This window comes from Azospirillum sp. BE72 (genome assembly GCF_031455875.1).
In the GTDB taxonomy this organism is placed as follows: domain Bacteria; phylum Pseudomonadota; class Alphaproteobacteria; order Azospirillales; family Azospirillaceae; genus Azospirillum.
Genome location: NZ_JAVDTO010000001.1, coordinates 1,043,124 through 1,067,030, shown reverse-complemented (window position 1 = coordinate 1,067,030; position 23,907 = coordinate 1,043,124). Strand labels below are relative to the sequence as shown.

23 protein-coding genes are annotated in these 23,907 nt (G+C 67.6%); 4 read left to right on the top strand and 19 right to left on the bottom strand.

Features of this window, described 5'->3' with window-relative positions; all coding sequences use genetic code 11:
• Positions 1-26 precede the first annotated feature (26 nt).
• Positions 27-1,577, bottom strand: coding sequence for a tetratricopeptide repeat protein (locus J2Y49_RS05195; protein ID WP_310112959.1), 1,551 nt, complete (start codon positions 1,575-1,577; stop codon positions 27-29).
• Between the two features lie 170 nt (positions 1,578-1,747).
• Here J2Y49_RS05195 and J2Y49_RS05190 point away from each other — a divergent pair, with 170 nt between their 5' ends.
• Positions 1,748-2,257, top strand: a complete 510-nt coding sequence (locus tag J2Y49_RS05190; protein WP_310112957.1) for a DUF4405 domain-containing protein — start codon at positions 1,748-1,750, stop codon at positions 2,255-2,257.
• 3 nt (positions 2,258-2,260) lie between these two features.
• Here J2Y49_RS05190 and J2Y49_RS05185 read toward each other — a convergent pair whose 3' ends face one another.
• From J2Y49_RS05185 to J2Y49_RS05160, 6 genes are all read right to left on the bottom strand, one after another.
• The gene (locus tag J2Y49_RS05185; RefSeq protein WP_310112956.1) at positions 2,261-5,791 is read right to left on the bottom strand and encodes a DEAD/DEAH box helicase; all 3,531 of its coding nucleotides are present in this window, start codon (positions 5,789-5,791) and stop codon (positions 2,261-2,263) included.
• Positions 5,792-5,979: 188 nt separating this feature from the next.
• Positions 5,980-6,645 carry a phosphatase PAP2 family protein gene (locus J2Y49_RS05180; RefSeq protein ID WP_310112955.1) on the bottom strand — a complete coding sequence of 222 codons (666 nt, stop codon included), beginning with the start codon at positions 6,643-6,645 and terminating at the stop codon, positions 5,980-5,982.
• 90 nt (positions 6,646-6,735) lie between these two features.
• Positions 6,736-8,130 carry a PleD family two-component system response regulator gene (locus J2Y49_RS05175; protein ID WP_310112954.1) on the bottom strand — a complete coding sequence of 465 codons (1,395 nt, stop codon included), beginning with the start codon at positions 8,128-8,130 and terminating at the stop codon, positions 6,736-6,738.
• A gap of 42 nt (positions 8,131-8,172) precedes the next feature.
• On the bottom strand, positions 8,173-8,580 hold the full coding sequence (locus J2Y49_RS05170) for a response regulator (protein WP_310112952.1): 408 nt from the start codon (positions 8,578-8,580) through the stop codon (positions 8,173-8,175).
• A 264-nt stretch (positions 8,581-8,844) separates the two neighbouring features.
• On the bottom strand, positions 8,845-9,579 hold the full coding sequence (locus tag J2Y49_RS05165) for a GGDEF domain-containing protein (RefSeq protein ID WP_310112950.1): 735 nt from the start codon (positions 9,577-9,579) through the stop codon (positions 8,845-8,847).
• A gap of 217 nt (positions 9,580-9,796) precedes the next feature.
• Complete coding sequence (locus J2Y49_RS05160) at positions 9,797-10,798, bottom strand: D-glycerate dehydrogenase (protein ID WP_310112948.1); 1,002 nt, start codon at positions 10,796-10,798, stop codon at positions 9,797-9,799.
• A gap of 109 nt (positions 10,799-10,907) precedes the next feature.
• On the opposite strand from J2Y49_RS05160, the gene J2Y49_RS05155 reads away from it, so the two are divergent.
• Both J2Y49_RS05155 and J2Y49_RS05150 read left to right on the top strand, forming a co-directional pair.
• Positions 10,908-11,765, top strand: coding sequence for a cell envelope integrity EipB family protein (locus J2Y49_RS05155; RefSeq protein WP_310112947.1), 858 nt, complete (start codon positions 10,908-10,910; stop codon positions 11,763-11,765).
• 172 nt (positions 11,766-11,937) lie between these two features.
• Positions 11,938-12,165, top strand: a complete 228-nt coding sequence (locus tag J2Y49_RS05150; RefSeq protein ID WP_310112945.1) for a hypothetical protein — start codon at positions 11,938-11,940, stop codon at positions 12,163-12,165.
• A gap of 135 nt (positions 12,166-12,300) precedes the next feature.
• On the opposite strand, the gene J2Y49_RS05145 is transcribed toward J2Y49_RS05150, so the two are convergent.
• Together J2Y49_RS05145 and J2Y49_RS05140 are read right to left on the bottom strand one after the other, a co-directional pair.
• Complete coding sequence (locus J2Y49_RS05145; RefSeq protein ID WP_310112943.1) at positions 12,301-13,620, bottom strand: replication-associated recombination protein A; 1,320 nt, start codon at positions 13,618-13,620, stop codon at positions 12,301-12,303.
• A gap of 10 nt (positions 13,621-13,630) precedes the next feature.
• Positions 13,631-14,008 carry a hypothetical protein gene (locus J2Y49_RS05140; protein WP_310112941.1) on the bottom strand — a complete coding sequence of 126 codons (378 nt, stop codon included), beginning with the start codon at positions 14,006-14,008 and terminating at the stop codon, positions 13,631-13,633.
• Positions 14,009-14,132: 124 nt separating this feature from the next.
• On the opposite strand from J2Y49_RS05140, the gene J2Y49_RS05135 reads away from it, so the two are divergent.
• Positions 14,133-14,405 (top strand): hypothetical protein, encoded by a 273-nt coding sequence (locus J2Y49_RS05135; protein WP_310112939.1) that lies wholly within the window; start codon positions 14,133-14,135, stop codon positions 14,403-14,405.
• Between the two features lie 56 nt (positions 14,406-14,461).
• Here the strand turns inward: J2Y49_RS05135 and J2Y49_RS05130 are convergent, their stop codons facing one another.
• From J2Y49_RS05130 to J2Y49_RS05085, 10 genes are all read right to left on the bottom strand, one after another.
• The gene (locus J2Y49_RS05130) at positions 14,462-15,040 is read right to left on the bottom strand and encodes a YqaA family protein (RefSeq protein ID WP_149221946.1); all 579 of its coding nucleotides are present in this window, start codon (positions 15,038-15,040) and stop codon (positions 14,462-14,464) included.
• A gap of 155 nt (positions 15,041-15,195) precedes the next feature.
• The gene (gene rplQ, locus J2Y49_RS05125) at positions 15,196-15,624 is read right to left on the bottom strand and encodes a 50S ribosomal protein L17 (RefSeq protein ID WP_310112937.1); all 429 of its coding nucleotides are present in this window, start codon (positions 15,622-15,624) and stop codon (positions 15,196-15,198) included.
• 187 nt (positions 15,625-15,811) lie between these two features.
• Positions 15,812-16,828: a DNA-directed RNA polymerase subunit alpha gene (locus tag J2Y49_RS05120; protein WP_085089782.1), complete on the bottom strand. Its 1,017-nt coding sequence runs from the start codon at positions 16,826-16,828 to the stop codon at positions 15,812-15,814.
• Between the two features lie 135 nt (positions 16,829-16,963).
• On the bottom strand, positions 16,964-17,362 hold the full coding sequence (rpsK, locus tag J2Y49_RS05115; RefSeq protein ID WP_012974490.1) for a 30S ribosomal protein S11: 399 nt from the start codon (positions 17,360-17,362) through the stop codon (positions 16,964-16,966).
• 15 nt (positions 17,363-17,377) lie between these two features.
• The gene (gene rpsM, locus J2Y49_RS05110; protein ID WP_149221948.1) at positions 17,378-17,746 is read right to left on the bottom strand and encodes a 30S ribosomal protein S13; all 369 of its coding nucleotides are present in this window, start codon (positions 17,744-17,746) and stop codon (positions 17,378-17,380) included.
• 171 nt (positions 17,747-17,917) lie between these two features.
• A complete protein-coding gene (locus tag J2Y49_RS05105) occupies positions 17,918-19,309 on the bottom strand; it encodes a hypothetical protein (RefSeq protein ID WP_310112918.1) in 1,392 nt (463 codons plus the stop codon).
• 160 nt (positions 19,310-19,469) lie between these two features.
• On the bottom strand, positions 19,470-19,997 hold the full coding sequence (locus J2Y49_RS05100; RefSeq protein ID WP_310113305.1) for a tetratricopeptide repeat protein: 528 nt from the start codon (positions 19,995-19,997) through the stop codon (positions 19,470-19,472).
• A gap of 309 nt (positions 19,998-20,306) precedes the next feature.
• Positions 20,307-22,448: an elongation factor G gene (gene fusA / locus J2Y49_RS05095; RefSeq protein ID WP_310112917.1), complete on the bottom strand. Its 2,142-nt coding sequence runs from the start codon at positions 22,446-22,448 to the stop codon at positions 20,307-20,309.
• 228 nt (positions 22,449-22,676) lie between these two features.
• Entirely contained in the window at positions 22,677-23,024 is a 348-nt protein-coding gene (locus tag J2Y49_RS05090) for a RidA family protein (protein WP_014248117.1), read from the bottom strand.
• A 97-nt stretch (positions 23,025-23,121) separates the two neighbouring features.
• On the bottom strand, positions 23,122-23,883 hold the full coding sequence (locus J2Y49_RS05085; protein WP_310112915.1) for a trypsin-like serine protease: 762 nt from the start codon (positions 23,881-23,883) through the stop codon (positions 23,122-23,124).
• Positions 23,884-23,907 lie beyond the last annotated feature (24 nt).

Genomic DNA, 23,907 nt, shown 5'->3' with positions numbered 1-23,907 from the left:
TAGGATTGCCGGGACCGTATTGCGGCCTACGCCACGCGCCGGCCGACGGCATGCTCCGCCGGGTCGCCGGGATGCTCGGGGAACGAACCCCCATGGGACGGCTGGTGGCTGTCATGGACAAGACAGGCATCGGCGATCAGCGGCCACAGGTGGGAGCGGAGGAAGCGCTGGTCCTGCCAGCGGTCGGCCTCCACCGCAGCGAAGCGTTCGATCAGCGGTTCCAGCGGCGGCAAAAGGCCGGCGGTCCCGCCCCACATGCCCGCCAGCATCAGTTCGCTGTGCAGCGGATGATCGCGCATGACGTGGAAGGGCTTGCCGGAGGCGATCCACGCCTCAACCGCCGCCCGTTCGCGCGGACCGACGCGCGAATCGCAATCGCGGCAGACGAAACGGCGGACGGTCGGATCGTCGGAGGCCAGGAAGCGCCAGTAGAGGCCGCTGACCGGGCCGCTGCCGGGCGGCATTGCCACCCGTTCCGCGCCCAGTTCGTCCAGCTCTGCCAGAATCTCCGGCGGCACGCTGTCGTCGTGGTAAATCCGGCAGATCCAGCCGGGATAGACCGACCGCACCAGCCGGGCATTCGCCACCGCACCACGGCGGTAGATGTCGGCCGTCCCCCATAGGCTGAAGGCGACCACGTCGCGGATGCGCCCCTCCGGAGCGGACGGGTGGCCCCGAAGCGGCGGCAAAGCCAGCGCCGCGCCCTCCTGCACCGCGACCCGGGCTTTCATCGCCAGGAGCAGGCTGCCCTGCACCAGCGCCTCCTCCTCCCGGTAGGACTGGAAGAGAGTGATGGCGAGGTTCTCGCGGGCGTCGAGGAAATCGGGTGCCAGCGCCACCGCCCGGGCCAGAATCGCCGCCGCCTGCTCCAGGGCCTCCAGATCCAGGCCGGCCGCCTGCCGGGTGACGACGCCAAGGTTGAAGACCGCCCCGACATGGCCGGGTTGCAGCGCCAGCGACTGCCGGTAACGGGCCAGCGCATCGCCGGGCCGCCCGGCGCGTGACAAGGCGTTGCCGAGCTGGAACAGCCGCTCCGCCGTCGGCGGCTCCAAGGCGGTCAGGCGCGACAGATCGGCGACGGCCAGCTCCGCCCGCCGCCGCTCCAGATGGTGGAGGCCGCGCAACTCCAGCAACAGGCCCAGCCGTTGCCGGGTCTCGCCGTCGCGCGGGTCGAGCGTCAAGGCCCGGCCCAGCGCGTCGATGGCGGCGCCGGTGTCGCCCGTCATCTGCGCCGCCACGCCGAGGAGAGCCAGGGCCGCCGCGTCGTCGGGCCGCAGTGCGGCGGCGCGGCGCTGGCCGGCCATGGCCTCCGCCGGCAGCCCGAGCGCCTGATGGACCTTGCCGAGATCGCGGTGGTAATCGGCGATGTCCGGCTGGGCGCGAACCGCCGCGGCGATACGCGGCGCCGCGTCCTGCAGGCGGCCGGTCTGCGCCAGCAGCATGCCCAGCAGATGGGATGCGGCATGCGTTCCGGGAGCGGCGTCGAGGATGCGGCCATAGAGGATTTCAGCCTCCCGCAGCCGCCCGGCCCCGTGGTGGTCGACGGCGACCCGCAAGGCTTCCTGAACCGAGGCCATGACACTCCCCAAACACATCGCGGACAATGACGGGCGAAACCTGCCGATAGCATGGCGGCCGGCGCGTTACACACTGTTACACAGCCGCACCCCACCGGATATTGTCCAGTTACAGTCGTGCGCGATCATGGCCGCCAACAAGAAACGACACCGGATCAAGGGCGCCTGCCATGACCATTTCCAAGACCATGACCCGCGACGTGGTCACCCCCGTCACCATCGTCACCTTCGTCGTGTCCACCGTGACCGGCATCATGCTGCTGCTGCACTGGAACACCGGGCTGGTGCGCTTCTCCCACGAATGGCTGAGCGTGGCGTTCTCCGCCATCGCGCTCTGGCATCTGGTGAAGAACTGGCGCGCCTTCGTCGGCTATCTGAAGCGCCATGCGGCGCAGGCGGCCTTCGTCGCCAGCATCGTCGTCTCGGTGGTCTTCACCGGCATGACCGGCACCACCGGTGGCGGCAGCGTCAATCCAGGCGCGGTGTTCGGCGCGCTGTCGGGCGCTACGCTCGAAGCGGCGGCGCCGGCGCTGGGCCTGCCCCCCGACAAGGCGGTGGAGGTGTTGAAGGCCGCCAACATCGACGCCGCGCCGGGCGAGACGCTGAACGCCATCGGCGAGCGCGCCGGCAGGACCGGGGCGGCGGTCGCCAGCATGCTGGCCGCCAAGCGGCCGCGCTGACGCCTACTCCTCCTCGCCGTCGCCCAGCAGATAGTCGATGTCGCCGCCGTCCAGCGCGCTGACCAGCCCCTTGCCCTCGATGGTGGCGGCGGACAGGCTGCCCTTGCGGCGCTGGAGGTCGAGGATGCGTTCCTCCACCGTGTTGGCGGCGATCAGCTTGTAGACGAAGACCGGCTTGTCCTGGCCGATGCGATAGGCGCGGTCGGTCGCCTGATCCTCTGCGGCCGGGTTCCACCAGGGATCGTAATGGATCACCGTGTCGGCGGCGGTCAGGTTCAGGCCGCGGCCGCCGGCCTTCAGGCTGATCAGGAAGACCGGGACCTCGCGGTTCTGGAAGCGGTTCACCGGTTCGGCGCGGTCCAGCGTGCGGCCGGTCAGCTCGACATAGGGAACCGCCGCCTTCTCCAGCTCCAGCTTGATCAGGTCGAGCATGGTCGTGAACTGCGAGAAGATCAGGATGCGCCGGCCTTCCGGCACCATCTCCTTCACCATCTCGGTCAGGGCGGCCAGCTTGGCGCTGTGGCGCCCCTTGCCGCCACCTGCGCCACCGCCGACCCCGCCCAGCGATTTCAACAGGCGCGGGTCGCAGCAGACCTGACGCAGCTTCAGCAGCGCGTCGATCACCGCGATGGCGTTCTGGCCCAGCCCCTTGCCGCTGGCGGCCAGCGCCGCGCGCACCGTCTCGTTCACCGACAGGCGGATGGTCTCGTACAGGTCGCGCTGGTCGCGGTCGAGGTCGATGCGCACCACCACCTCGGTCTTCGGCGGCAGCTCCTTCGCCACCGCCTCCTTGGTGCGGCGGAGCAGGAAGGGGCGGATGCGGCGCATCAGCAGGTTGGCGCGGGTGTTGTCGCCGCGCTTTTCGATGGGCACGCGGTAACGCTTGCCGAACTCCTTGCGGTCGCCCAGCAGCCCCGGCATCAGGAAGGCGAACTGGCTCCACAGCTCGCCCAGATTGTTCTCCACCGGCGTGCCGGACAGGCAGAGCCGGTGCCGCGCCGGCAGCGCCGCCACGGCGCGGGTCGCCTTGCCGTCGGGGTTCTTGATCGCCTGCGCCTCGTCCAGCACGATCATGTGCCAGGTCAGCCGCTTCAGCAGGTCGACGTCGCGCGCCACCACGCCATAGGTGGTCACGACGATGTGGGCACGATCGAGCTCGGCCAGCTTGCCGTGACGGTCGACGCCATGCAGCACCACCACCCGCAGATGCGGCGTGAAGCGTTCCGATTCCGCCACCCAGTTCGGCACGAGGCTGGTCGGCACCACCACCATGCAGGGCTCGGTCAGCCGGCCCTCGTGTTCTTCCATGGCGATATGGGCCAGCGTCTGAGCGGTCTTGCCCAGCCCCATGTCGTCCGCCAGGATGCCGGCGACGTTGTTGGCGCGCAGGCTCTGCATCCAGGCGAGGCCGCCGCGCTGGTAGTCGCGCAGTTCGCCCCGGAAGCCCGGCGGCGGTGCCATGTCGCCGGGCATCTCGTCGGCGCGCAGGCGCTGGAGATAGCCGTCGATCTGCGCCGTTTCGTCACCACGCCGGGCGATCAGGTCGTCGATGTCCAGCAGGGAATCGGCCTCGGCCAGCGGCACCTTCAGCCGGTCGCCGCTGCTGCGCCCGCTGTCCAGCATCGCTTCGAGAACGCTGAGCAGCCGCTCGATCCGCTCGGCCGGCAGGGCCAGGACGTTGCCGTCATCCAGCACGATATGGGCGCGGCCGTCGATGATGCGGGTGGTCGACAGGCCGCCCTTCTCCACCAGCCGGGCGAGGATGGGCAGCAGCGGCTGGCGCTCGCCGTCGATCTCGACGCCGACATCCAGGTCGAACCAGCCGTCGCCGGCGTCGCGCACCGCGACCTCCACCTCGGCACCCGGCTCGATCACCTTGGTGCCGAAATCGGCGCCGACCTCCATGACCCAGCCGGCCTTGGTCAGGGCCGGAACTTCGGTGGCGAGGAAATGCTGCCAGCGCTCCTCCACATCGCGGCCGGTCAGCCAGTGGACCCGCGCACCGCGGGCGTTGAGCGCGCCCTTCGGCGGCTCGATCCGCGCCTGGGCGAAGCCGAGGCCGGACAGACGGTCCAGCGCCGCCTGCTCGTCGGGCTTGTCGCGGCGGACGAAGGTGACGTCGCCGAACTCGTCCTCGTAGCGGGCGAACTGGCGCTGGTCGTCGGGCTCGATCTCAACCGGGCGGCCGGCTTCGCCATAGTCGAAGGACAGGCGCAGCACGTCGACCAGCCCGTCGGCCGGAGTCACCACCCGGCCCAGCCGCGCGATGATGCGCGGCGACCGCTCGACGATGGCCGCGGCGTCGGCGGCGCCGCTGCGCACGCCGGGAATGGCGTTGTCGCGGAAGTTGGAACCCGGCATCGGCGGCGGCGCGGTGATGCGCGGCATCGACGCGACACTGCCGCGCGACGGGCCGAACAGCCGGGACGGCGTCGATTTGGACGGAACCGGCGGCGGGACCGGCGCGGGCGGCACCGGCTTGGCCTTCGGCACCTCCACCACCTGGAGATCGACCGGAAAGACTGTGCCGGTGGCGCTGTCGACGCACCAATAGGACTGGCCCTTCACCAGCACGCTGCGTTCGGGCAGGCCGGTCGGGCGCAGCTTGCGGGTCGCGGGATCGCGGAAGGTGCGGACGGTGCGGCCCGGCGCCTCGGCCAGCGGGGTGCCGTCGCGCCAGCGCAGCCGCCCGGTGGAGAGCAGGCGGCGCAGCAGGCGGTCCACCGCCTCCCCCCGGCTCTTGGCGACGGGCGTGCGCTCGGTCCCGCCACCGCCGAGCAGGCGGGCGATGGCACGGTCGGCGTCGCCGTCGAGCGAGCGCGGCGCCTTCGCCAGCACGTCGCGCGGAGTGGCCGGGCTGCTGTCGGCCGATCCCTCCGCCACGAACTCCGCCAGGATGTAGCAGGCGACATCGCCCTGCCCCGGCTCCAGGGTCCAACGCAGGCTGCGCACCGGCTCCGGCTTCGGCGCGGTCGTCGGCGGAGGGGGAAGAGGCGCGACGTTGCGGATCGGCGGCGGGACCGGCGCGCGGACCAGCGACAGCGGGGGCTTCGGCCCGGGGGGCGCCGATGGGGCCGCGGGCGGCTTCGGCTGCGGGGCCGGCGACAGGCTTGCCGGCGCGGTCACCGGGGATGGGATCGGGGGCGGGGGTGGTGGTGGCGCGATCGGCGCCTTCACGTCGGCGACGTCGAACAGGGAGGCGCGGCGCCATTCCGGACGGCTTTCCAGCGCCAGCATCGCCGCCGCCGCCATGTGGGCGCAGGCGTTGCGGCCGCAGGTGCAGCTGCGGTCGAGCACGATGCCGCGCTTGCCCTGCACCGGATACACCGTCACCCCCAGCCGGCGGCCGAGGTCGCTGACCTCCGCCTTGATCCGGTCGCCGCCGGGGGAGCCCAGCGTTACCGCTCCGGTCATCATCAGCGTGCGGCCGCGTTGCAACGTCTTGGCATCGAAGACGCGCGTCAGGTCCTCCTGGGCGAAGGGGACGGCGGCGCCACCCGAAGGGCCACGCGGCAGGGCATCGAATAGCGACATGCGGTGCGGAAGTGACCTGGCCGGAACGGAACGGAAACGGGGCGTCGGTATAGGACCTTGCGCCGTGGGACGCAAGCCCCTGGCTCACGCTTGCGGAGGTGTCGGGCTTCCGGGGGCTCATGCCACCGGGTCACGCGCGACCGCCCGTCATACCACAGGACGCCGCCGGCTTCATCCCGATTGGTGGCTTATCCGCGGGCGCCGGGGAAAACCCGGCCGGCCAGTTCGCACAGTCCGGCGCCGCTGCCGAAATGGTATGCCACGCGGCGGATGGTTCCTTCGACGAAAGAGGGGTCGCCGGCATGGACCAGCAGGGAGAGCCCCAGCGCGAGAGCTCCCAGCAGCCAGGGAGAGACGCGCAGGCGCGGCGCGCCGTCCTTGCGGCTGGTCCACAGGAACAGCAGGACCGACAGGCCGCCGATCAGCAGCCCGGCCACCACCTCCGCCCCCGAATGGGCCGACACTGCGACACGGGACGCGCCGATGGCCAGCACCAGGGCCACCGCCGCCAGCGGCAGGCCGATCCTGAGCCAGACGGATCGGGCGTCACGCGCGGCCAGTGCAGCCACCGACCCGTAGAAGACCGCGGCGAAGGCGGCATGACCGCTGGGGCTGACGAAACGGTCGCCGGCGAACAGCGAGGGGAACAGCGGAAAGTCCGGCAGGCCGCAGCCATGCCCCACCAGCTTCAGCACCACCATGACACCGAGGCAGAGCGACAGCGCCAGCAGCCAGCGCAGCGCCAGCGGTGCCGAATGGTGCCGCCAGAGGGCGGTGGCGTAGAGGGCGGAAAGCGGGACGAGAAGGCTGCTGCTGCCCAGATGGGTGATGGCGCCGCTGGCGGTGGCGAACATCGGGACCCCGTGGATGGCGGTTGAAGGAACGGCTTTGCCAGATGGTGCGGCGCAGCACGAACGGCAAGGGCCGGGAAATTCCGCCCCGCCCTACCCCTCCACCTGATCGGCGCGCGCGTCGGCGATGACGCAATTGCGGCCCGACCGCTTCGCCTCGTACAGCGCCTCGTCGGCGCGGCGGATCAGTCCCTCGGCCGTGTCGCCCAGCCGGCCGCCGATGGAGATGCCGATGGAGACGGTCACGTTGATCTCGCCGCGGTCGGCCGACACCGCGAAGGGGGTGTCGGCGATGCGCGAGCGCAGGCGTTCGGCGACGATCAGCGCGGCTTCTCCGTCGGTATCCGGCAGGATGACGACGAACTCCTCGCCGCCCAGCCGGGCGACGAGGTCGAAGGTGCGCAGGTTGCGGCTGGCGCGCGCCGACACCTCGCGCAGAACCTCGTCGCCGATGGCGTGGCCGTAGCTGTCGTTGACGACCTTGAAGTGGTCGATGTCGAACATCAGCACCGACACCGGCTTGTGGCTGTCGATGGCGCGTTCCAGCAGCCGCGGCAGATGGGCGTTGACGTAGCGGCGGTTGAAGACGCCGGTCAGGCTGTCGGTCAGCGCCATCGACAGGCTCTGCTCGTAATTGGAGCGCAGCCGTTCCTGGTAGCGCTTGCGCCGGATCTGGGTGCGGGCGCGGGCCAGCAGCTCGTTCCGGTCGACCGGCTTGACGACATAGTCGTTGGCGCCGAGCTCCAGCCCCTTGGCCACCTGCGCCAGATCGCCCTCGTCGACCATCAGCAGGATCGGCACCTGCCGCGTCCGCTCGTGCGAGCGCAGCTGCGAACAGAGCCGCAGCCCGTCCTCGTTCAGCAGGGTCAGGCTGACGACCACGAGGTCCAGCTCGCCGCCCAGCGCGCGTTCCAGCGCCTTGGCACAGGTGTCGGCCGACATCACCGTGTTGTGGTCGCGCCGCAGGGTCTCCGTCACCTTCTCCAGGTCGAGCATGGAATCCTCCAGCACCAGCACGGTGGCGTGCTCGAAGGATTCGCTCAGCATGGTGCCGCTGCGTTCGATGACGCCGAACTGGCCGGACGTGCTTTCGCGCAGGCGCCATTCGTCCATCATCATCTTCAGGCGGACCAGCGAGCGCACGCGCGCGAACAGCGCGATGTCGTTCACCGGCTTGGTCAGGAAATCGTCGGCCCCGGCCTCCAGACCGCGCACGCGGTCGGCGATGTCGGACAGCGCCGTCACCATCACGACGGGGATGTGCATGCTGGCGGGGTCGGAGCGGATCTTCTCGCACACCTCGAACCCGTCCATGCCCGGCATCATCACGTCCAGCAGGACGATGTCCGGCGATTCCCGCCGCACCATCTCCAGCGCGTCCGGCCCGTTGTACGCCGTCAGCACATTGAAGTACTCGCGCGTCAACTTCGCCGCGAGCAGCTTCACATTGGGCAGAACATCATCGACGACAAGGACACGCGCGGACATCGGAATGCAAATTCCTGCAGAATTGCTACAGATAAAACCGACTTACCCGAGAAACTTCTTGACGGTTTCGAGGAACTTCACGACCGAGATGGGCTTTGCCACGTAATCCTCGCAGCCGCCCTGGCGGATTTTTTCCTCGTCACCCTTCATCGCGAAGGCAGTGACGGCCACGACGGGGATCGATTTCAGGTCCGGATCGTCCTTGATCCAGCGGGTGACCTCCAGCCCCGACACCTCGGGCAGCTGGATGTCCATCAGGATCAGGTCGGGACGGTGCTGACGGGCCAACCGCATCGCATCCATGCCGTCGCGGGTCTGCAGCGTGTCGTAGCCGTGCGCTTCGAGCAGGTCATGAAAGAGCTTCATGTTCAGCTCGTTGTCCTCGACGATGAGGACGGTCTTCGTCGGCTTACCACCGGCCAAGGTTGGACCGCCCGGCTCCGCTGACATGCATCCTCCCCTGGGTCTGGCCCCCGCCTTCACGCCGTCCGATACCCGGTTGCGCCCGCCATTCGACCATCGGGCGGCGGTTACCCGTGCGGCATCGCACTCCGGTATACCCCCTTTCTGAATAGGTCGCGACGGTTAAATAGTCGTTACCCGACCAATGGACGGCAGCCCTGACACTGTCCATCGCCCTGTCCGGACAGGAAAAGCCGCCCGCGGCGGGCGCGGGCGGCTTCGTTCGGGCGATCATGGGGCGGGTGCCGCGTCTCAGGCGGCCTGCCTGGTCTTCCGCTTGGTGTCGCACTTGCGCTTGGCATCGCGGCGGCGGGCACCCTTGGCGCCGTACATCATGGCGTCGGCGCGCCGCATCACCTCGTCCTCGCTGTCCTCGGCGCCATAGGGCTGGGTGCCGACGGAGAAGCGGACCGGCAGGCTGCGCCCGCCCCATTCCACATGGGTGGCGTCGGCGATGGCCGCCAGCTGGCGGGCGCGGACGAGGCCGCTGGCGGTGTCGGTGTTGGTCAGCAGCACGGCGAATTCGTCGCCGCCCAGCCGGGCGACCACATCCTCCTGGCGGACATTGCCGACGATCATGCGCGCGACCTGCCGCAGATAGGCGTCGCCGGCGACATGGCCGTGGGTGTCGTTGATCGCCTTGAACCCGTCCAGGTCGATCATGACCAGCAGGCCGCCGGCGGACCCGTTCCGGCGGGCGGACGCCAGTTCGCGGCGGAAGTGGCTGTAGAAACCGCGACGGTTCAAGAGGCCGGTCAACTCGTCCGTCATCGTCAGGCTTTCGAGGTAGGCGATGCGCTCCTGCAACTCGACGATCGTCTCCTTGGCCTCGGCGAGCAGCGCGATCGTCTCGTCCAGCGTCTGGCGCTCGGTCCCCCGCAGAAGCCCGACGCGCGAAGCCAGCGCGACCGGCGACCAGCCCACCGGCACGTCGAAACGGTCGGAGGCATGATGCTTAAGGTCCAGGGCGGCGACGATGGCGTTCATGGGGTCGGCTCCTCTGATGAAGGTCGGAACACTTCGACCTCATACAAGCAACCGCCGTGCCAATCCCACGCACCCCGCAGATGCCAAGCATTTTATCGATCGGCGGCGAATTGTGCCTGCCGATCACCGGCCGGCCATGGAACGTCTTTCCCACCCGGCCGGCATCTTCTGCCCATCGCCGCTCTTTGGTGGCAGGAAATCCCTGCCGGGCGGCGCGTTATGCCACCCGGTCGGGCGCCGGGCGGCTGGCCATCACGGCGTCGATGTTGTCCAGAGCCCTGAACCCCATGGCGTTGCGCGTCTCCACCGTGGCGCTGCCCAGATGCGGAAGCAGGAAGGTGTTGGGCAGGTCGCGATAGCCGGAATGCAGGTTCGGTTCGTTCTCGAACACGTCGAGCCCGACCGCCGCCAACCGTCCGTTCTTCAGCGCGTCGATCACGGCGTCGTCGTCCACCACGCTGCCGCGGGCGGTGTTGACAAGGATGGCCCCCGGCGGCAGCCGCCCGATCCGCTCGGCGTTCAGCCAATGCCGGGTTTCCGCCGTGGAGGGGAAATGGAGCGACAGCACATCGCAGACCGCCAGCATCGCCTCCGGGTCGGCATGATAGGTGGCGCCCAATTCCAGTTCCGGGGGCAGGCGGCGGCGGTTGCTGTAGTGGATCGCCATGCCGAAGGCGCGGGCGCGGGCCGCCACCGCCTGGCCGATGCGGCCCATGCCGACGATGCCCAGCCGCTTGGCCCCGACATGGGTTCCCATCAATTGGGTCGGGGTCCAGCCGGTCCAGGCATTCGCCCGGATCATCCGCTCCCCCTCCGACGCGCGGCGCGCGGCTCCCAGCAGCAGAAGCAGGGCGATGTCGGCGGTGGCGTCGGTCAGCACGTCGGGCGTGTTGGTGACGGTCAGGCCGCGGGCGCGCGCCGCCTCCAGATCGATGTGGTCGGTCCCGACGGAGAAGGTGGCCAGCACCCGCACCCGCTCCGGCAGGGCGGCGATGGCGGCGGCGTCGAGCCGATCGCCGGCACAGCACAGGACCGCGTCGGCCCCCGCTTCCGCGGCGCGGGCGGCGATCTCCGTCCCGCTGAACGCCCGGTCTTCGGGGTTGAGGACGGCCCGGTAATCGCGCGACGCCCGCGCCTCCACCGCATCGGGAAGGCGGCGGGTCAGCAGCACCACCGGACGGGTGACACCGTCCAGCGGGGTCTCGGCAGGGCTTGTCATTCCGGCTGTTCCCTTCCATTGATTAGGAATCAAGGGTGGCGGCTCTTTCGGACCGCGGCAAAAACACCCATACTTCACCCAGAGCCGTCAATCACCTGTGGATCCCGTCTTGCTCGACCGTCTCTCTGCCCTGCCGGCGACCGTCGGCACGGTCCTCGCCGCCACCGCCACCGCCGGTGCGCTCTTTGCGGCCACTCCTGTCCTGGCACAGCCGGCCGCCACCTCCATGGCAGCGGTCGCGGCCAAGATCCAGCCGCACCGGGCGATCTACGCCATGTCGCTGGGATCGGCACGCAACGGCTCGAAGGTCAGCGACGTCCGCGGCCGCATGATGTTCGAATGGGCCGACGCCTGCGACGGCTGGACGACGGAGCAGCGCTTCCAGCTGCGCTTCGTCTACAGCGAGGGCGACGACATGGCGATGAACACCAACTACACGACGTGGGAGGCGAAGAACGGCCTGCGCTACCGCTTCAACGTCCGCAAGCTGGTGAACGGCGAGCTGGACGAGGAGGTGCGCGGCGAGGCCAACCTGCAGGCCGACGGCGCCGGCACCGCCCAGTTCACCAAGCCCGAACCGCAGGAGATGGAGCTGCCGGCCGGCACCATGTTCCCCACCGCCCACACGCTGGCGATCCTCGACCATGCCGAGCGGAACGAGCCCTTCTTCACCCGCACCATCTTCGACGGATCGGATGCGGAGGGGCCGACCGAGGTGTCGACCGTCGCCGGCAAGCCGGGCGCGCCGAAGGAAGCCGGCAAGGATCCGCTGCTGAAGGTGGGCAAATCCTGGCCGGTCCGCATGGCCTTCTTCCCGCTGCAGAGCGATTCGGCGCAGCCGGAATATGAGATGAGCCTGCGCCTGCTGGAGAACGGCATCGCCGAGTCCATGCAGATCGACTATGGCGATTTCACCGTCAACGCCGTGCTGGAGAAGATCGAGGCGCTGCCCAAGTCGGGCTGCTGACGGGGCGCCGATCCGTGACAATCATACCCGTGTCATCGCATCAGGCGGAAGAGCGGTGGTTTCCCTGTTGATCGCGACTCGTTGCTGCGCTTAACTGCGGGTTGAATTTCGCGCAACAGGCCGGCCCGTCCTCATTTCCGGGCACGGGCGGCCGACCAGGGGTTTATCCGTCATGAGCAAGAAGCATGTCCAGATCGGGCAGGTTTTCCAACCGGTCGGCACCGCCGGCGTCCGCGGTTGGCGGGTGACGGCGACGGTCAACCTGCTGGGCATCCCCCACGCCCGCGTCGTCAGCACCGAAGACGACGGCGTGTCCAAGACCCTGAGCTGCTCGGTCCTGGCCGACACCAGCCACTACCGCCTGATCGCTGCGGCGCCGTCGGGTGGGATGGCGGCGTAAGAAATGCTGCTTTGGTGAGGTTATTGCCCCCACCCTAACCCTCCCCCGCTGGGCGGGGGAGGGAACAAGTGCTGATGCAAGAGAGTGGCGGCAGTCCCTCCCCCGCTCAGCGGGGGAGGTTAGGGGGGGGTCTGACTACTCCTCCCCCCGCCGCTCGCGCAGCTTGGCCCAATAATCAAGCCGCTTGCGCAGGTCGCGCTCGAATCCCCGCTCCACCGGCTGGTAGAACTCGCGCCGGGCCATGCCTTCGGGGAAGTAGTTCTGGCCGGAGAAACCCTCCGCCGTGTCGTGGTCATACTCGTAGCCCTTGCCGTAGCCGATGGTCTTCATCAGCTTGGTCGGCGCGTTCAGGATATGCTTGGGCGGCATCAGGGAGCCCGTCTCCTTCGCCGCGCGCACCGACGCCTTGTAGGCGGTATAGCCGGCGTTCGACTTCGGCGCCGTCCCCAGATAGATAACCAACTGCGCCAGCGCCAGTTCGCCTTCCGGGCTGCCCAGCCGCTCATACGCCTCCCACGCCGCGATGGCCTGGGTCAGGGCGTTCGGATCGGCCAGCCCGACATCCTCCACAGCGAAGCGGGTCAGCCGGCGGGCGATGTAGCGCGGATCCTCGCCACCATCCAGCATGCGGCTGTACCAGTAGAGCGCCGCATCGGTGTCCGACCCGCGCAGCGATTTGTGCAGGGCGCTGATGAGGTTGTAATGCCCCTCCTGCGCCTTGTCGTACAGCGGGGCACGGCGCTGGATGGTGGCTGCGAGCGCGTTGGTGTCCAGCACCGTCTCGCCGGGCAGCGCGAACAGTTCCTCGCACAGGTTCAGGCAGAAGCGGCCGTCGCCGTCGGCCATCGCCTTCACCGCGGCGCGCGCATCGGCATCCAGCGGCAGGGGCCGGCCCATCTCCGCTTCCGCCCGCGACAGCAGCTTTTCCAACGCCGCATCGTCCAGCCGGTTCAGCACGAACACCTGCGCCCGCGACAGCAAGGCGGCGTTCAGTTCGAAGGATGGATTCTCGGTGGTGGCGCCGACCAGCGTGACGGTACCGTCCTCGACGAAGGGCAGAAAGCCGTCCTGCTGCGAGCGGTTGAAGCGGTGGATCTCGTCGATGAACAGCAGAGTTCCCTGCCCTGCCACCCGCCGGGCACGGGCGGCGTCGAAGATCTTGCGCAGGTCGGCGACGCCGGAGAAGACCGCCGACAGCGGTTCGAAATGCAGGTCGGTGCTGTGGGCCAGCAGGCGGGCGATGGTGGTCTTGCCGCAGCCGGGCGGCCCCCACAGGATCATGGAGGCCAGCCGCCGCGCCGCGACCATGCGGCCGAGCGGCCCGTCGGGTTTCAGCAGATGGTCCTGGCCGACCACCTCGTCCAACGTGCGCGGGCGCAGCCGGTCGGCGAGCGGGCGGGGAGCCGCCGACTCGAACAGGCCGGCATCACCGCCCGACTCGCCGCGTTTCGCCATGGCCGGTGCCTCAGCGCGCCGCGCCGCAGCGCTGGTAGCACTGCTTCAGCTGGAAGCCGCAGTTGTCGGTCGGGCTGAAGGGCGTCGAATCGGTCCGGTCGATGCCGCCCTGGTTGCGCGCGGCCACCGAATCCATGCACACATTGTGGCTGCGCTCGCACTGGGCCTGGCAAGAGGCGCCGACGTCGGCACCGGTGCCGTTGTCCAGGCGCAGCGACTGGTCGTCGGCACCGCCGCGCGGGGTCGACGGGCCGGGCACGACGGTGACGGTGGGCGCCGGGCCCGAGGCGGCCGGACGGTCGGACGGACGGTCGGCGCAGGCCGACAGGCCGAGCAAGGCGATGGCCACCAGCGGGGCGATGAGACGGACCGGACGGAACATAGCCACGACGGCTCCTATTCTTCTTGTTGTGAGGACGGCCGCGGACATGGCGGAATGCCACACCCCTCTGGACCATCCCCCGTTCGGTCCCCACTATGCCGACAACCGCATCAAGAAGGGAATGACTGAAATGACACCGGAATCGGACGGCAGATCAACACGCAACTCACCACGCCACCGCTCCCTGCGGCTGCTGCTGGCGCTGCTCGTCCTTGGTCTCGTCATGCTGGGATCGCGCGCGCTGGCGCTGCCCAACATCGGCATGGGCGAGATGATCATCCCGATGCTGGGCGGGCTGTTCGTGGCGGTCGCCATCGTCATGATCGTGCGCCGCGACCGTGCCGACCGCGACGCCCTGCCCCCATCCCGGCGCAACCGCCAGGACCAGGGCATGCCGGACTGATCCGAGGTTTCCCGTGTGATCACGCTTCAAGCGGCTTCGCTTGAAGCGACCACACTCTAGACGAACTTGAAGCTGAGCAGGCCGCCGACCACCACGACCAGAAGGACGGTGGCCACCAGCATAAGGCGCTTTTCAATGATCTGCTGGACCTGCGGCCCGTAGAAGTGCAGCAGGATGGCGATCATGTAGAATCGGGAGAAGCGCGCGACGATCGAGCAGAGGATGAAGACCGTCAGGTCGAGATGTGCGAAGCCGGCGGTGATCGTCAGCAGCTTGTAGGGGATAGGCGTCACCCCCTTCAGGATCAGGAACCAGGGGCCGAACTCGGCGAACATCTCCTGGAAATGCTGGAACGACTCCTGCGCATTGTAGAAGTCGATGATCATCCGTCCGACGCTCTCGAACAGATAGAAGCCCAGCGCATAGCCCAGCAGCCCGCCCAGCAGCGACGCCAGCGCGCAGATGTTGGTGTAGAACCACAGCTTCTTGGGCTTCTCCAGGCACATCGGCACCAGCATCACGTCCGGTGGCAACGGGAAGAAGGAGCTTTCGGCGAAGGAGATCGCCGACATCCACCAAACGGCATCGTCGCGGGCGGAGAGGCGCTGGAGGCGCGTGTAAAGGGAACGCAACATTCGACCGGCCACATAAGAGAAAACCCTTCCTCCGGGGGGTGGCCCGAAGGAAGGGTCTAATATATCACCGATATCGGCGGTTCCGTCCTGCGCAACACGGGGTCCTGAGACCCGATGCCGCACAGTCAGGATAACCGGCGCGATGCCCGGTCATGTTACTCGGCGGTCTCGCCTTCGGCATCGACGACATCCTGCGTCGGGCCGGAGTTCTGGCCCTTGGCGGAGACGTCGCGGTCGACCAGCTCGAACACGGCCATGTCGGCGGCATCGCCATAGCGGAAGCCGGCCTTCAGGACGCGGCTGTAGCCACCCTGACGGTCCTTGTAGCGGTCCGCCAGAACGGTGAACAGCTTGGTGACCGTCTCGTTGTCGCGCAGCTGGGCGAAGGCCAGACGACGGTTGGCCAGGCCACCCTTCTTGCCGAGCGTGATCAGCTTGTCGACGATCGGACGCAGGTCCTTCGCCTTCGGCAGGGTGGTGGAGATCTGCTCGTGCTTGATCACCGCGTTCGCCATGTTCGAGAACATGGCCTTGCGGTGGCTGCTGGTCTTGCTGAACTTACGTCCCGAAACGCCGTGACGCATGGCGGTCCTCCTTCATGGCTTGGCCCCCCTCGGGGAGCCGATCGTGAACCCCGCCGCCCAGTCGAAATGCTGGTACGGCTGCGGGGTCGGGCCGTGGCGGCCCTGGCAGTGGTGAACTCTTGCCCCCACCCCTACCCCCCCCCGCTGGGCGGGGGAGGGTTAGGGTGGGGGCATAAACGCGAGATGCTTAGTACGGCTCTTCCAGACGCTTGGCCAGCTCTTCGATGTTCTCCGGCGGCCAGTTCGGGATTTCCATACCGAGGTGCAGGCCCATCTGGGACAGCACTTCCTTGATCTCGTTCAGCGACTTGCGGCCGAAGTTCGGGGTGCGGAGCATTTCCGCCTCCGTCTTCTGCACCAGGTCGCCGATGTAGACGATGTTGTCGTTCTTGAGGCAGTTGGCCGAACGGACCGACAGCTCCAGCTCGTCCACCTTGCGGAGCAGGTTCTTGTTGAACGGAACCTCCTCGTGCTTCTCCTCGGAGACGGCGTGCGTCGGCTCCTCGAAGTTGATGAACAGCTGCAGCTGGTCCTGCAGGATGCGGGCGGCCAGAGCCACCGCGTCGTCCGGCTTGACCGAACCGTTGGTCTCCACCGTCATTGAAAGGCGGTCATAGTCGGTGACCTGCCCGACGCGGGCGTTGTCGACCTTGTAGGACACCTTGCGGACCGGGGAGAACAGGGCGTCGATCGGAATCAGGCCGATGGGCGCGTCTTCCGGACGGTTCTGGCTGGCCGGGACATAGCCCTTGCCGGTCTCGACCGTCAGTTCCATGTTCAGCCGCGCGCCGTTGTCCAGCGTGCAGATGACCAGTTCCGGATCCATGACCTGGATGTCGGGACCGGTCTCGATCATGCCGGCCTTGACCTCGCCCGGGCCTTCGGCGCGCAGGCGCATGCGCTTCGGGCCGTCGCCGCCCATGCGCAGACCCATCGTCTTGATGTTCAGGACGATGTCGGTCACGTCCTCGCGGACGCCGGGAATGGACGAGAACTCGTGCAGCACGCCGTCGATGTGGATCGAGGTGACGGCGGCACCCTGCAGCGAGGAGAGCAGGATGCGGCGCAGCGCGTTGCCGAGGGTCAGACCGAAGCCGCGTTCCAGCGGCTCGGCGACCACGGTCGCGAAGCGGTCGGCGTCGTCACCGGGCTGGATGTCCAGCTTGCTCGGCTTAATCAGTTCCTGCCAGTTCTTCTGAAGCACGGATCGACCTCAAGATGCCATCGGGTGGACACGAACCCGCGGGGCCCGAACCATTCCCATGCTGAGGGGGCCGCGATGGCAGCGGCCCCCTGTCCCGGAACGGTCGGTCCCCGCGGGTGCGGAAACGGTACTGGATCAGACGCGACGCTTCTTCGGCGGGCGAACGCCGTTGTGCGGGATCGGCGTGACGTCGCGGATCGACGTGATCTGGAAGCCGATCGACTGCAGGGCGCGCAGGGCGGACTCACGCCCCGAACCCGGACCCTTCACTTCGACTTCCAGGGTCTTCATGCCGTGTTCCTGGGCCTTGCGGCCGGCATCCTCGGCAGCGACCTGGGCGGCGTAGGGCGTCGACTTGCGCGAACCCTTGAAGCCCATGGTGCCCGACGACGACCAGGCGATGGTGTTGCCCTGCGCGTCGGTGATGGTGATCATCGTGTTGTTGAACGAGGCGTTCACGTGAGCGACGCCGGCGGTGATGTTCTTGCGCTCGCGACGACGCAGGCGCTGAGAAGCGGCGGAGGGCTTGGCCATTTTGCGTTCGTCCTCTTACTTCTTCTTGCCGGCGATCGGCTTGGCCGGACCCTTGCGGGTGCGGGCGTTCGTGTGGGTGCGCTGGCCGCGGACCGGCAGGCCCTTGCGGTGACGCAGGCCACGGTAGCAGCCCAGGTCCATCAGACGCTTGATGTTCATCGCGACTTCACGACGAAGATCGCCCTCGACGCGGTAGTCGGCGTCGATGGTTTCGCGGATCTTCAGGACTTCGTCGTCCGTCAGCTCGTTCACGCGACGCTCGGCCGGAATGGCCAGCTTCGCGCAGATTTCCTTGGCCTTGAAGGGGCCGATGCCATGGATGTAGGTCAACCCGATCTCCACGCGCTTCTGCGCGGGGATGTTGACGCCAGCGATACGCGCCACGCTGCTCTCCTCGATCTCGATATCTCAACGGCAGCCCGTCGGGCCGCCTACACACCGAGCAAATCCCGCCCGGCACAAGGCCGGACCTGGGAACGCACAATGTTACCCGCCACCCGGTGGGGCGGCGAGAGGGTGGGACTATAGAAAAACCCCGGAACTTGTCAAGGCCGATTACTCGGCCGGAACCGCCGTCCGCACAAGCCCCGGCGCGGTATCGAGCGGTTCGCCGTCAGCGTCGGTGTCGTTGACCGCCATACCCTTTGCCGGAATCGGGCTCCGCGGCAGCCGCCCGGCATTCAGAAGCGCGCGGTCACGGTTCACCTGCGGCAGGTCGAGACACAGCTTCAGCTCGATGTTGCGCCAGATCTGGCGCAGGCGCTGGACATGCAGATCCTCGCCGATGGCCTGCACCACCGAGTCCAGGTTCTCCAGCGTGATGCCGCGGTCGGCCAGCAGCACCGTGCCCTTGCCGTCCGTCTTGGGGCAGTTCAGCGCCTGGACCAGCCGGGGCCGCGACTCCGGCCGCGCCATGAAGCGCTCGATGTCGAAGATCGTCCGGACATTGACGACCCGCAGCGCCTCGATCTGGTCGAGGTCGAGCGCCAGGATCAGTTGGGCCTGCGCCACCCAGTCCATCGTCTCGTAAATGCCGTAGGGTGTCTCCACGAACAGCAGGATCGGATTCGCGGTTGCGAGGTTCTGCACATCCTCGATCTCGAATTCGGCCAGCCGGAATTTGATGGACGAGTCGATACCCAGGATCATGTCGATCGGATATTCTCGGATGAAAGCCTGCGCCCGCGGGTCGATCCGCCGGACCTGCAACTGCGGCACCCGGCTGAGCAGCGTCTGCAGGCCGAGCTTGGGGAAGAATCCGACCAGGAAGGCCACGATCAGTTCCGGCACCCGATCGCCGACCGCCCCTTCCGGCACCATCTGCGCCAGATCCATGTAGCCGTGGTGCAGGGTGACCGAGGTAACGCAGGCCAGGATGATGTGGCCGGTCACGCGCAGGAAGGAGATCGGCGACAGGTCGTAGTTGGAAATTCGGCGAATCAGGTAATTGATCGACCAGACATAGGCGCCGAAGAAGGTGAACGACAGCACCGCCACGGTCTGAAGCTGGTAATGCACCAGATCGACCGGTGTGACGCCGTCGACCCCGTACAGCGTCATCCCGCTGAACAGCGGTTGGAAATGGTCCAGGCGATCCTTGCCCAGCAGCATGCCGCTGGAGGTCAGGAAACCGCTGAACGACACCATGATGAAGACCAGGACGGGAAAGAAGTAAGCCCGCCATTCCGACGGCTGCTTGTTGTCGGGTCCCTGCGGCAGGGCACGGTATTTGTAGGCGGCGAACTCGAAGGACGGGATCAGTTGGTCATGCTCGCACCCCTCGATGCGGAAGACCGACTCCAGGTCGGCGATGATCTTCTGCCTGACATTCTTGATGTTGGTACGGCCGATGAAGATCGTCAGCGGCAGGATGAAGGACAGGCCCAGCAGGCCCAATGCGCTAAGCACCCGCAATTCGCCGATGAAATGGATGGCTTGGTCGAACATCGTACCCCCGGCATCCGGCCCGGCCGCACCGATTGCGGGCGCGCAGGATTGAGACAGCGACCGCCCACTGGTCGCATCGCCGAAGGTTATACCTCTATCGCGCGTCTTTTGGGATAGTTCTGCTCGTGACAATAGGTAGCAGCCGAGCCTGCCGGCCTGCCTAGAGGTCGGTGCCGGCGGCGCGGTGCCGGAGGGCGTCGGCCTGCGCCCGCACCCGGCTGAGATGCGGGTTGATCTTCAGCGCCGCATCGAAGGCTCGCAGCGCCGGCTTTTCGTCACCCAGCGCCAAATAGACCAACCCCAATTCCACCAGCGCCCCGAAATGGCGCGGCTCCAGCGACAACGCGTGGCGCAGGTCCAGCATGGCCGACCGGTAGTCGCCCAGCATGTAGTGAGTCGCAGCGCGCTTGTTCCAGCCTTCCGCATAGGAGGGATCGCGGGCGACCAGCGCGTCGAAGTTCCGCAGTGCCGACTCGTAATCGTCGCTGTTCAGGCTGAGCACACCGGCGCGCATGTCGCGGACCATTGCCGGGTCAGGATGATCGAGCCAGAAGTCCCAGATATGCTCCTCCACCGATTCGGCATAAGCGGCGTCGGTGGTGCTGTGCAGGGCTTGGAAAAGGCCGTCCAGACGCAGGTTCCCTTGCCCAGCCCCGGCCGGCACCCCGAGGGTCAGCAGCAAAAGCACAGTCAAGGAAAAGAAGCGCCGAATCATCATGCTCCAAATTTGGGCACGGATTCGACGCTCTGCCAACTATTTTTTGGTTGCAAAACGCTAAAGAATTGGTCAGAGGCGCTGGCTCGGCGCCCAACCCGCCGATCTATGACCCTTACACCATCGGTGCAGTGCCGGTCGGGTGACGGAACGGACTTGAGCCGGAAGTTGAAGTTCCGCCCACAACCTGTTGAAACAGCAAACGGCCGGCGGATCGCTCCGCCGGCCGTCTGCTTTACCGGATGTGCCCCGATTGCCAGCCCGATGATCCGGGTCGGGCGATCAGGCGGCCTTGTTGCGGCCGGCCACGATTTCGTCGGTGACGTTGCGCGGCACCGGCTCGTAGTGGCTGAACTCCATCGTGTAGGACGCACGGCCCGAGGTCATGCCGCGCAGCTGGCCGATGTAGCCGAACATTTCGTTCAGCGGGACATTGGCCTCGACGGCGATGTTCGAACCACGCTCCAGCTGGCCCAGGACGGTGCCGCGACGACGGTTCACGTCGCCGATAACGTCGCCCAGGTAATCGTCGGGGGTGACGATCTCGACCTTCATCACCGGCTCGAGCAGGATCGGACCGGCCTTCGGCAGAGCCTCACGGAAGCAGGCCTTGGCGGCGATTTCGAACGTCAGGGCGTTCGAGTCGACGTCGTGGTACTTGCCGTCCACCAGGCGGGCGCTGAAGTCCACAGTCGGGTAGCCGGCGAGGACGCCGTCTTCCTTCTGCATCTCCAGACCCTTCTTGACCGACGGGACATATTCGCGCGGAACCGTGCCGCCGACCGTCTCGTCGAGGAACTCGAAGCCCTCGCCACGCTCGCGCGGCGCGAAGATGATCTTCACCTCGGCGAACTGGCCCGAACCGCCCGTCTGCTTCTTGTGGGTGTAGGTGTATTCCACCGGCTTGGTGATCGTCTCGCGGTAGGCCACCTGGGGCTTGCCCATGTTGCCTTCCACGCCGAACTCCGTGCGCATACGGTCGAGCGTCACTTCCAGGTGCAGCTCGCCCATGCCGCGCAGGATGGTCTGGCCGGTTTCACGGTCGGTCTCCAGGCGGAGCGACGGATCGGCGCGGACCATCTTGCCCAGAGCGATGGAGAACTTCTCCTGCTCGCCCTTGGTCTTCGGCTCGACCGAGACGCTGATGACGGGGTCGGGGAAGCGCATGCGCTCCAGGATCACCGGCGCGGAGGCGTCGCACAGCGTGTCACCGGTCTCGGTCTCCTGCAGGGAGACGAGCGCGATGATGTCGCCGGCGCGGGCTTCCTCGATCGGGTTGGCGTCCTTCGCGTACATCTCGACCATGCGGCCGATCTTCTCGCGCTTGCCGCGAGTCGAGTTCAGGATCGACATGCCCTTGGTCAGCACGCCCGAATAGACGCGCACGAAGGTCATCGAGCCGTAGGTGTCGTTCAGCACCTTGAAGGCCAGCGCCGAGAAGGGCGCGTCGTCGGAGCTGAGACGCTCGCCATTGGCGTTGCCGTCCTCGTCCACCGTCTTGATGGCCTCGACGTCGGTCGGAGCCGGCAGCAGGTCGACGACCGCGTCCAGAACCTGGCAGACGCCCTTGTTCTTGTAGGACGAGCCGCAGAGCACGGGCGTGAAGGCGCTGGTGATGGTGCCCTTGCGCAGGCAGGCGCGCAGAACGTCGGGCGAGGGATCCTCACCCGAGTCCAGGTAGGCCTCCATCGCCGCCTCGTCCATTTCCAGGGCGGTGTCGACGAGCTCGGCGCGCAGGGCCGGGATGCTGGCGATGTTGTCCAGGTCTTCCTTGACGGTCAGGTTGAGCTTCTGGGCGAGATCGTCGGTGACCTCCCAGGTCTCCCACTTGGCGTCCTTGTCGTCGGAGAACCAGACATAGGCCTTCATCTCGACCAGATCGACCATGCCGCGGAAGTTGTCTTCCGAGCCGAGCGGAACCTGGATGCAGACCGGACGCGCATTCAGGCGGGTCTTGATCATGCTGACGCAGCGCTGGAAGTTGGCGCCGGAGCGGTCCATCTTGTTGACGTAGCAGATGCGCGGGACGTTGTAGTTGTCCGCCAGACGCCAGTTGGTCTCCGACTGCGGCTCCACGCCGGCGACGCCGTCGAACACCACGACCGCGCCGTCGAGCACGCGGAGCGAGCGGTTCACCTCGATGGTGAAGTCGACGTGGCCCGGGGTGTCGATGACGTTGATCTTCTTCTCGCGCCAGAAAGCCGAAACCGCGGCGGACTGAATGGTGATGCCGCGCTTCTGCTCCTGCTCCATGTAGTCGGTCGTGGTCGACGTCTTCAGATCCTTCGTCTCGTGGACGTCGATGATCGTGTGCTTGCGACCGGTGTAGTACAGAATGCGCTCGGTGGTCGTCGTCTTGCCCGCGTCGACGTGGGCGATGATGCCGATGTTCCGAATGTCAGACAGTGGCGTTTGGCGCGGCATGTTGCGGTTCCATTGCAGTAACGCGACAACCGAAGCGCGACCGTCAGGGTCGTCCGCTTCGGCGGCAGAGGTTGGTCGGGGTTTTACGGGCGATCTGTTAAGGCGTTATTAACATTCCGTAAACCGACAAGCAATTTGTCGGAATATTGAAGCGCGCGGCCCTCACAGCGTTCGGGCCACGCCGGCACACCCCAACCGAGGCTGCCGGGTCGCCCCGTTTCCGCCGCCTTATTTAGCAGCGGTGACCTGAATTTCAACGAGATACTCCGGGGCTGCCAGCTTGGCTTCCACCGTGGCGCGGGCCGGCGGGTTGGCCGGATCGACCCAGGCCTCCCACGCCTTGTTCATCGCGCCGAAGCTGGCGATGTCCACCAGATAGATCGTGGCCGACAGCAGCTTGCTCTTGTCGCTGCCCGCTTCCGCCAGCAGGGCGTCGATCTGGGCCAGGATTTGGGCGGTCTGACGCTCGACGTCGGGCGTCGGCTCGTCGGCGACCTGACCGGCGAGATAGACCGTGTCCTTATGGACGACCATCTGGCTCATGCGCGGTCCGGTGTGGAAGCGCTGGATCGACATGACGAAAAGACTCCGGGTTCCGGGGGGCTCGAAAAAGACGCGCGTACGTCTATGCCATTCAGAGCCGCGCGCGAAGTAAAAAATGCGCCGCCCCCGCTCAGGGCTGCTCCGCGGCGGTATCCTTCGCCAAAAGTGCGGCAAACCGGGCGGCGGCGACCGCGAAATTGCGCACGGCCGGGGTATTGCCGGCGGCGACGCCGACTCCGGCGACGGCCCAGCCGCCCCCCGCCGGGCCGTCGCCGCTCGCGGACCGCACCAGCAGCGGCCCGCCGCTTGTCCCGCGCGTGGCGTCGCAATCATGGACCAGCAGCCCGGCACTCTCCCCCAGCATCCGGCAGTCGCGATCGGCCATCAGGATCTGCGCCCGGTCCTGGCTGTAGCCGCCGAGCATCAGCGGCGTTCCGGCCGGCAGGAGCGCGGCGCTGACGGGGAGCGGCGGCACCGACTCCGGCGCAGGCCGCTCCAGCGTCAGCACCGCCCAGTCGGCCGAAACCATGGGGTTGGGCGCAGCGGGATCATAGGCCGGATCGGTCGCGACGCGAGCCACCGTGACATGCCGGGTGAAGTCGCCCCGGTCATAGCCGAACAGGACATGCAGCGATGAGGCCTGCAGGAAGCGCCGCGTCCGCGGGTTGAACAGGCAGTGGGCGGCGGTCAACACCGTGCGCGGCCCGACCAAAGCCCCGGTGCAGCGGCCGGCCAGGTTGGTCTGCACCCGGACGACGCTGCGCCACGGAGCCGCCGACGCATCCACCGGCACCCGCCGGTCCCCCGGCCCGACGCCGGGCAGCAGCGGCCGTTCCGCATGGGCTCCGGGCGCACCGGCCAGAATTATGAGCGCAAGCGCGGCTGCGACCATAAGGCCGAGGCCAAGGCGGCGCCG

Excerpts from the sequence above, each read along its gene's own strand:
- J2Y49_RS05170 (WP_310112952.1), bottom strand. The coding sequence starts at position 8,580 with ATGTCAGCGGAGCCGGGCGGTCCAACCTTGGCCGGTGGTAAGCCGACG.
- J2Y49_RS05165 (WP_310112950.1), bottom strand. The coding sequence starts at position 9,579 with ATGAACGCCATCGTCGCCGCCCTGGACCTTAAGCATCATGCCTCCGAC.
- J2Y49_RS05130 (WP_149221946.1), bottom strand. The coding sequence starts at position 15,040 with ATGTTGCGTTCCCTTTACACGCGCCTCCAGCGCCTCTCCGCCCGCGAC.
- fusA (WP_310112917.1), bottom strand. The coding sequence starts at position 22,448 with ATGCCGCGCCAAACGCCACTGTCTGACATTCGGAACATCGGCATCATC.
- J2Y49_RS05135 (WP_310112939.1), top strand. The coding sequence starts at position 14,133 with ATGACACCGGAATCGGACGGCAGATCAACACGCAACTCACCACGCCAC.
- J2Y49_RS05150 (WP_310112945.1), top strand. The coding sequence starts at position 11,938 with ATGAGCAAGAAGCATGTCCAGATCGGGCAGGTTTTCCAACCGGTCGGC.
- rplQ (WP_310112937.1), bottom strand. The coding sequence starts at position 15,624 with ATGCGTCACGGCGTTTCGGGACGTAAGTTCAGCAAGACCAGCAGCCAC.
- J2Y49_RS05105 (WP_310112918.1), bottom strand. The coding sequence starts at position 19,309 with ATGTTCGACCAAGCCATCCATTTCATCGGCGAATTGCGGGTGCTTAGC.
- J2Y49_RS05175 (WP_310112954.1), bottom strand. The coding sequence starts at position 8,130 with ATGTCCGCGCGTGTCCTTGTCGTCGATGATGTTCTGCCCAATGTGAAG.
- J2Y49_RS05090 (WP_014248117.1), bottom strand. The coding sequence starts at position 23,024 with ATGTCGATCCAGCGCTTCCACACCGGACCGCGCATGAGCCAGATGGTC.
- J2Y49_RS05190 (WP_310112957.1), top strand. The coding sequence starts at position 1,748 with ATGACCATTTCCAAGACCATGACCCGCGACGTGGTCACCCCCGTCACC.
- J2Y49_RS05160 (WP_310112948.1), bottom strand. The coding sequence starts at position 10,798 with ATGACAAGCCCTGCCGAGACCCCGCTGGACGGTGTCACCCGTCCGGTG.
- J2Y49_RS05085 (WP_310112915.1), bottom strand. The coding sequence starts at position 23,883 with ATGGTCGCAGCCGCGCTTGCGCTCATAATTCTGGCCGGTGCGCCCGGA.
- J2Y49_RS05195 (WP_310112959.1), bottom strand. The coding sequence starts at position 1,577 with ATGGCCTCGGTTCAGGAAGCCTTGCGGGTCGCCGTCGACCACCACGGG.
- J2Y49_RS05180 (WP_310112955.1), bottom strand. The coding sequence starts at position 6,645 with ATGTTCGCCACCGCCAGCGGCGCCATCACCCATCTGGGCAGCAGCAGC.
- J2Y49_RS05185 (WP_310112956.1), bottom strand. The coding sequence starts at position 5,791 with ATGTCGCTATTCGATGCCCTGCCGCGTGGCCCTTCGGGTGGCGCCGCC.
- rpsK (WP_012974490.1), bottom strand. The coding sequence starts at position 17,362 with ATGGCCAAGCCCTCCGCCGCTTCTCAGCGCCTGCGTCGTCGCGAGCGC.
- J2Y49_RS05145 (WP_310112943.1), bottom strand. The coding sequence starts at position 13,620 with ATGGCGAAACGCGGCGAGTCGGGCGGTGATGCCGGCCTGTTCGAGTCG.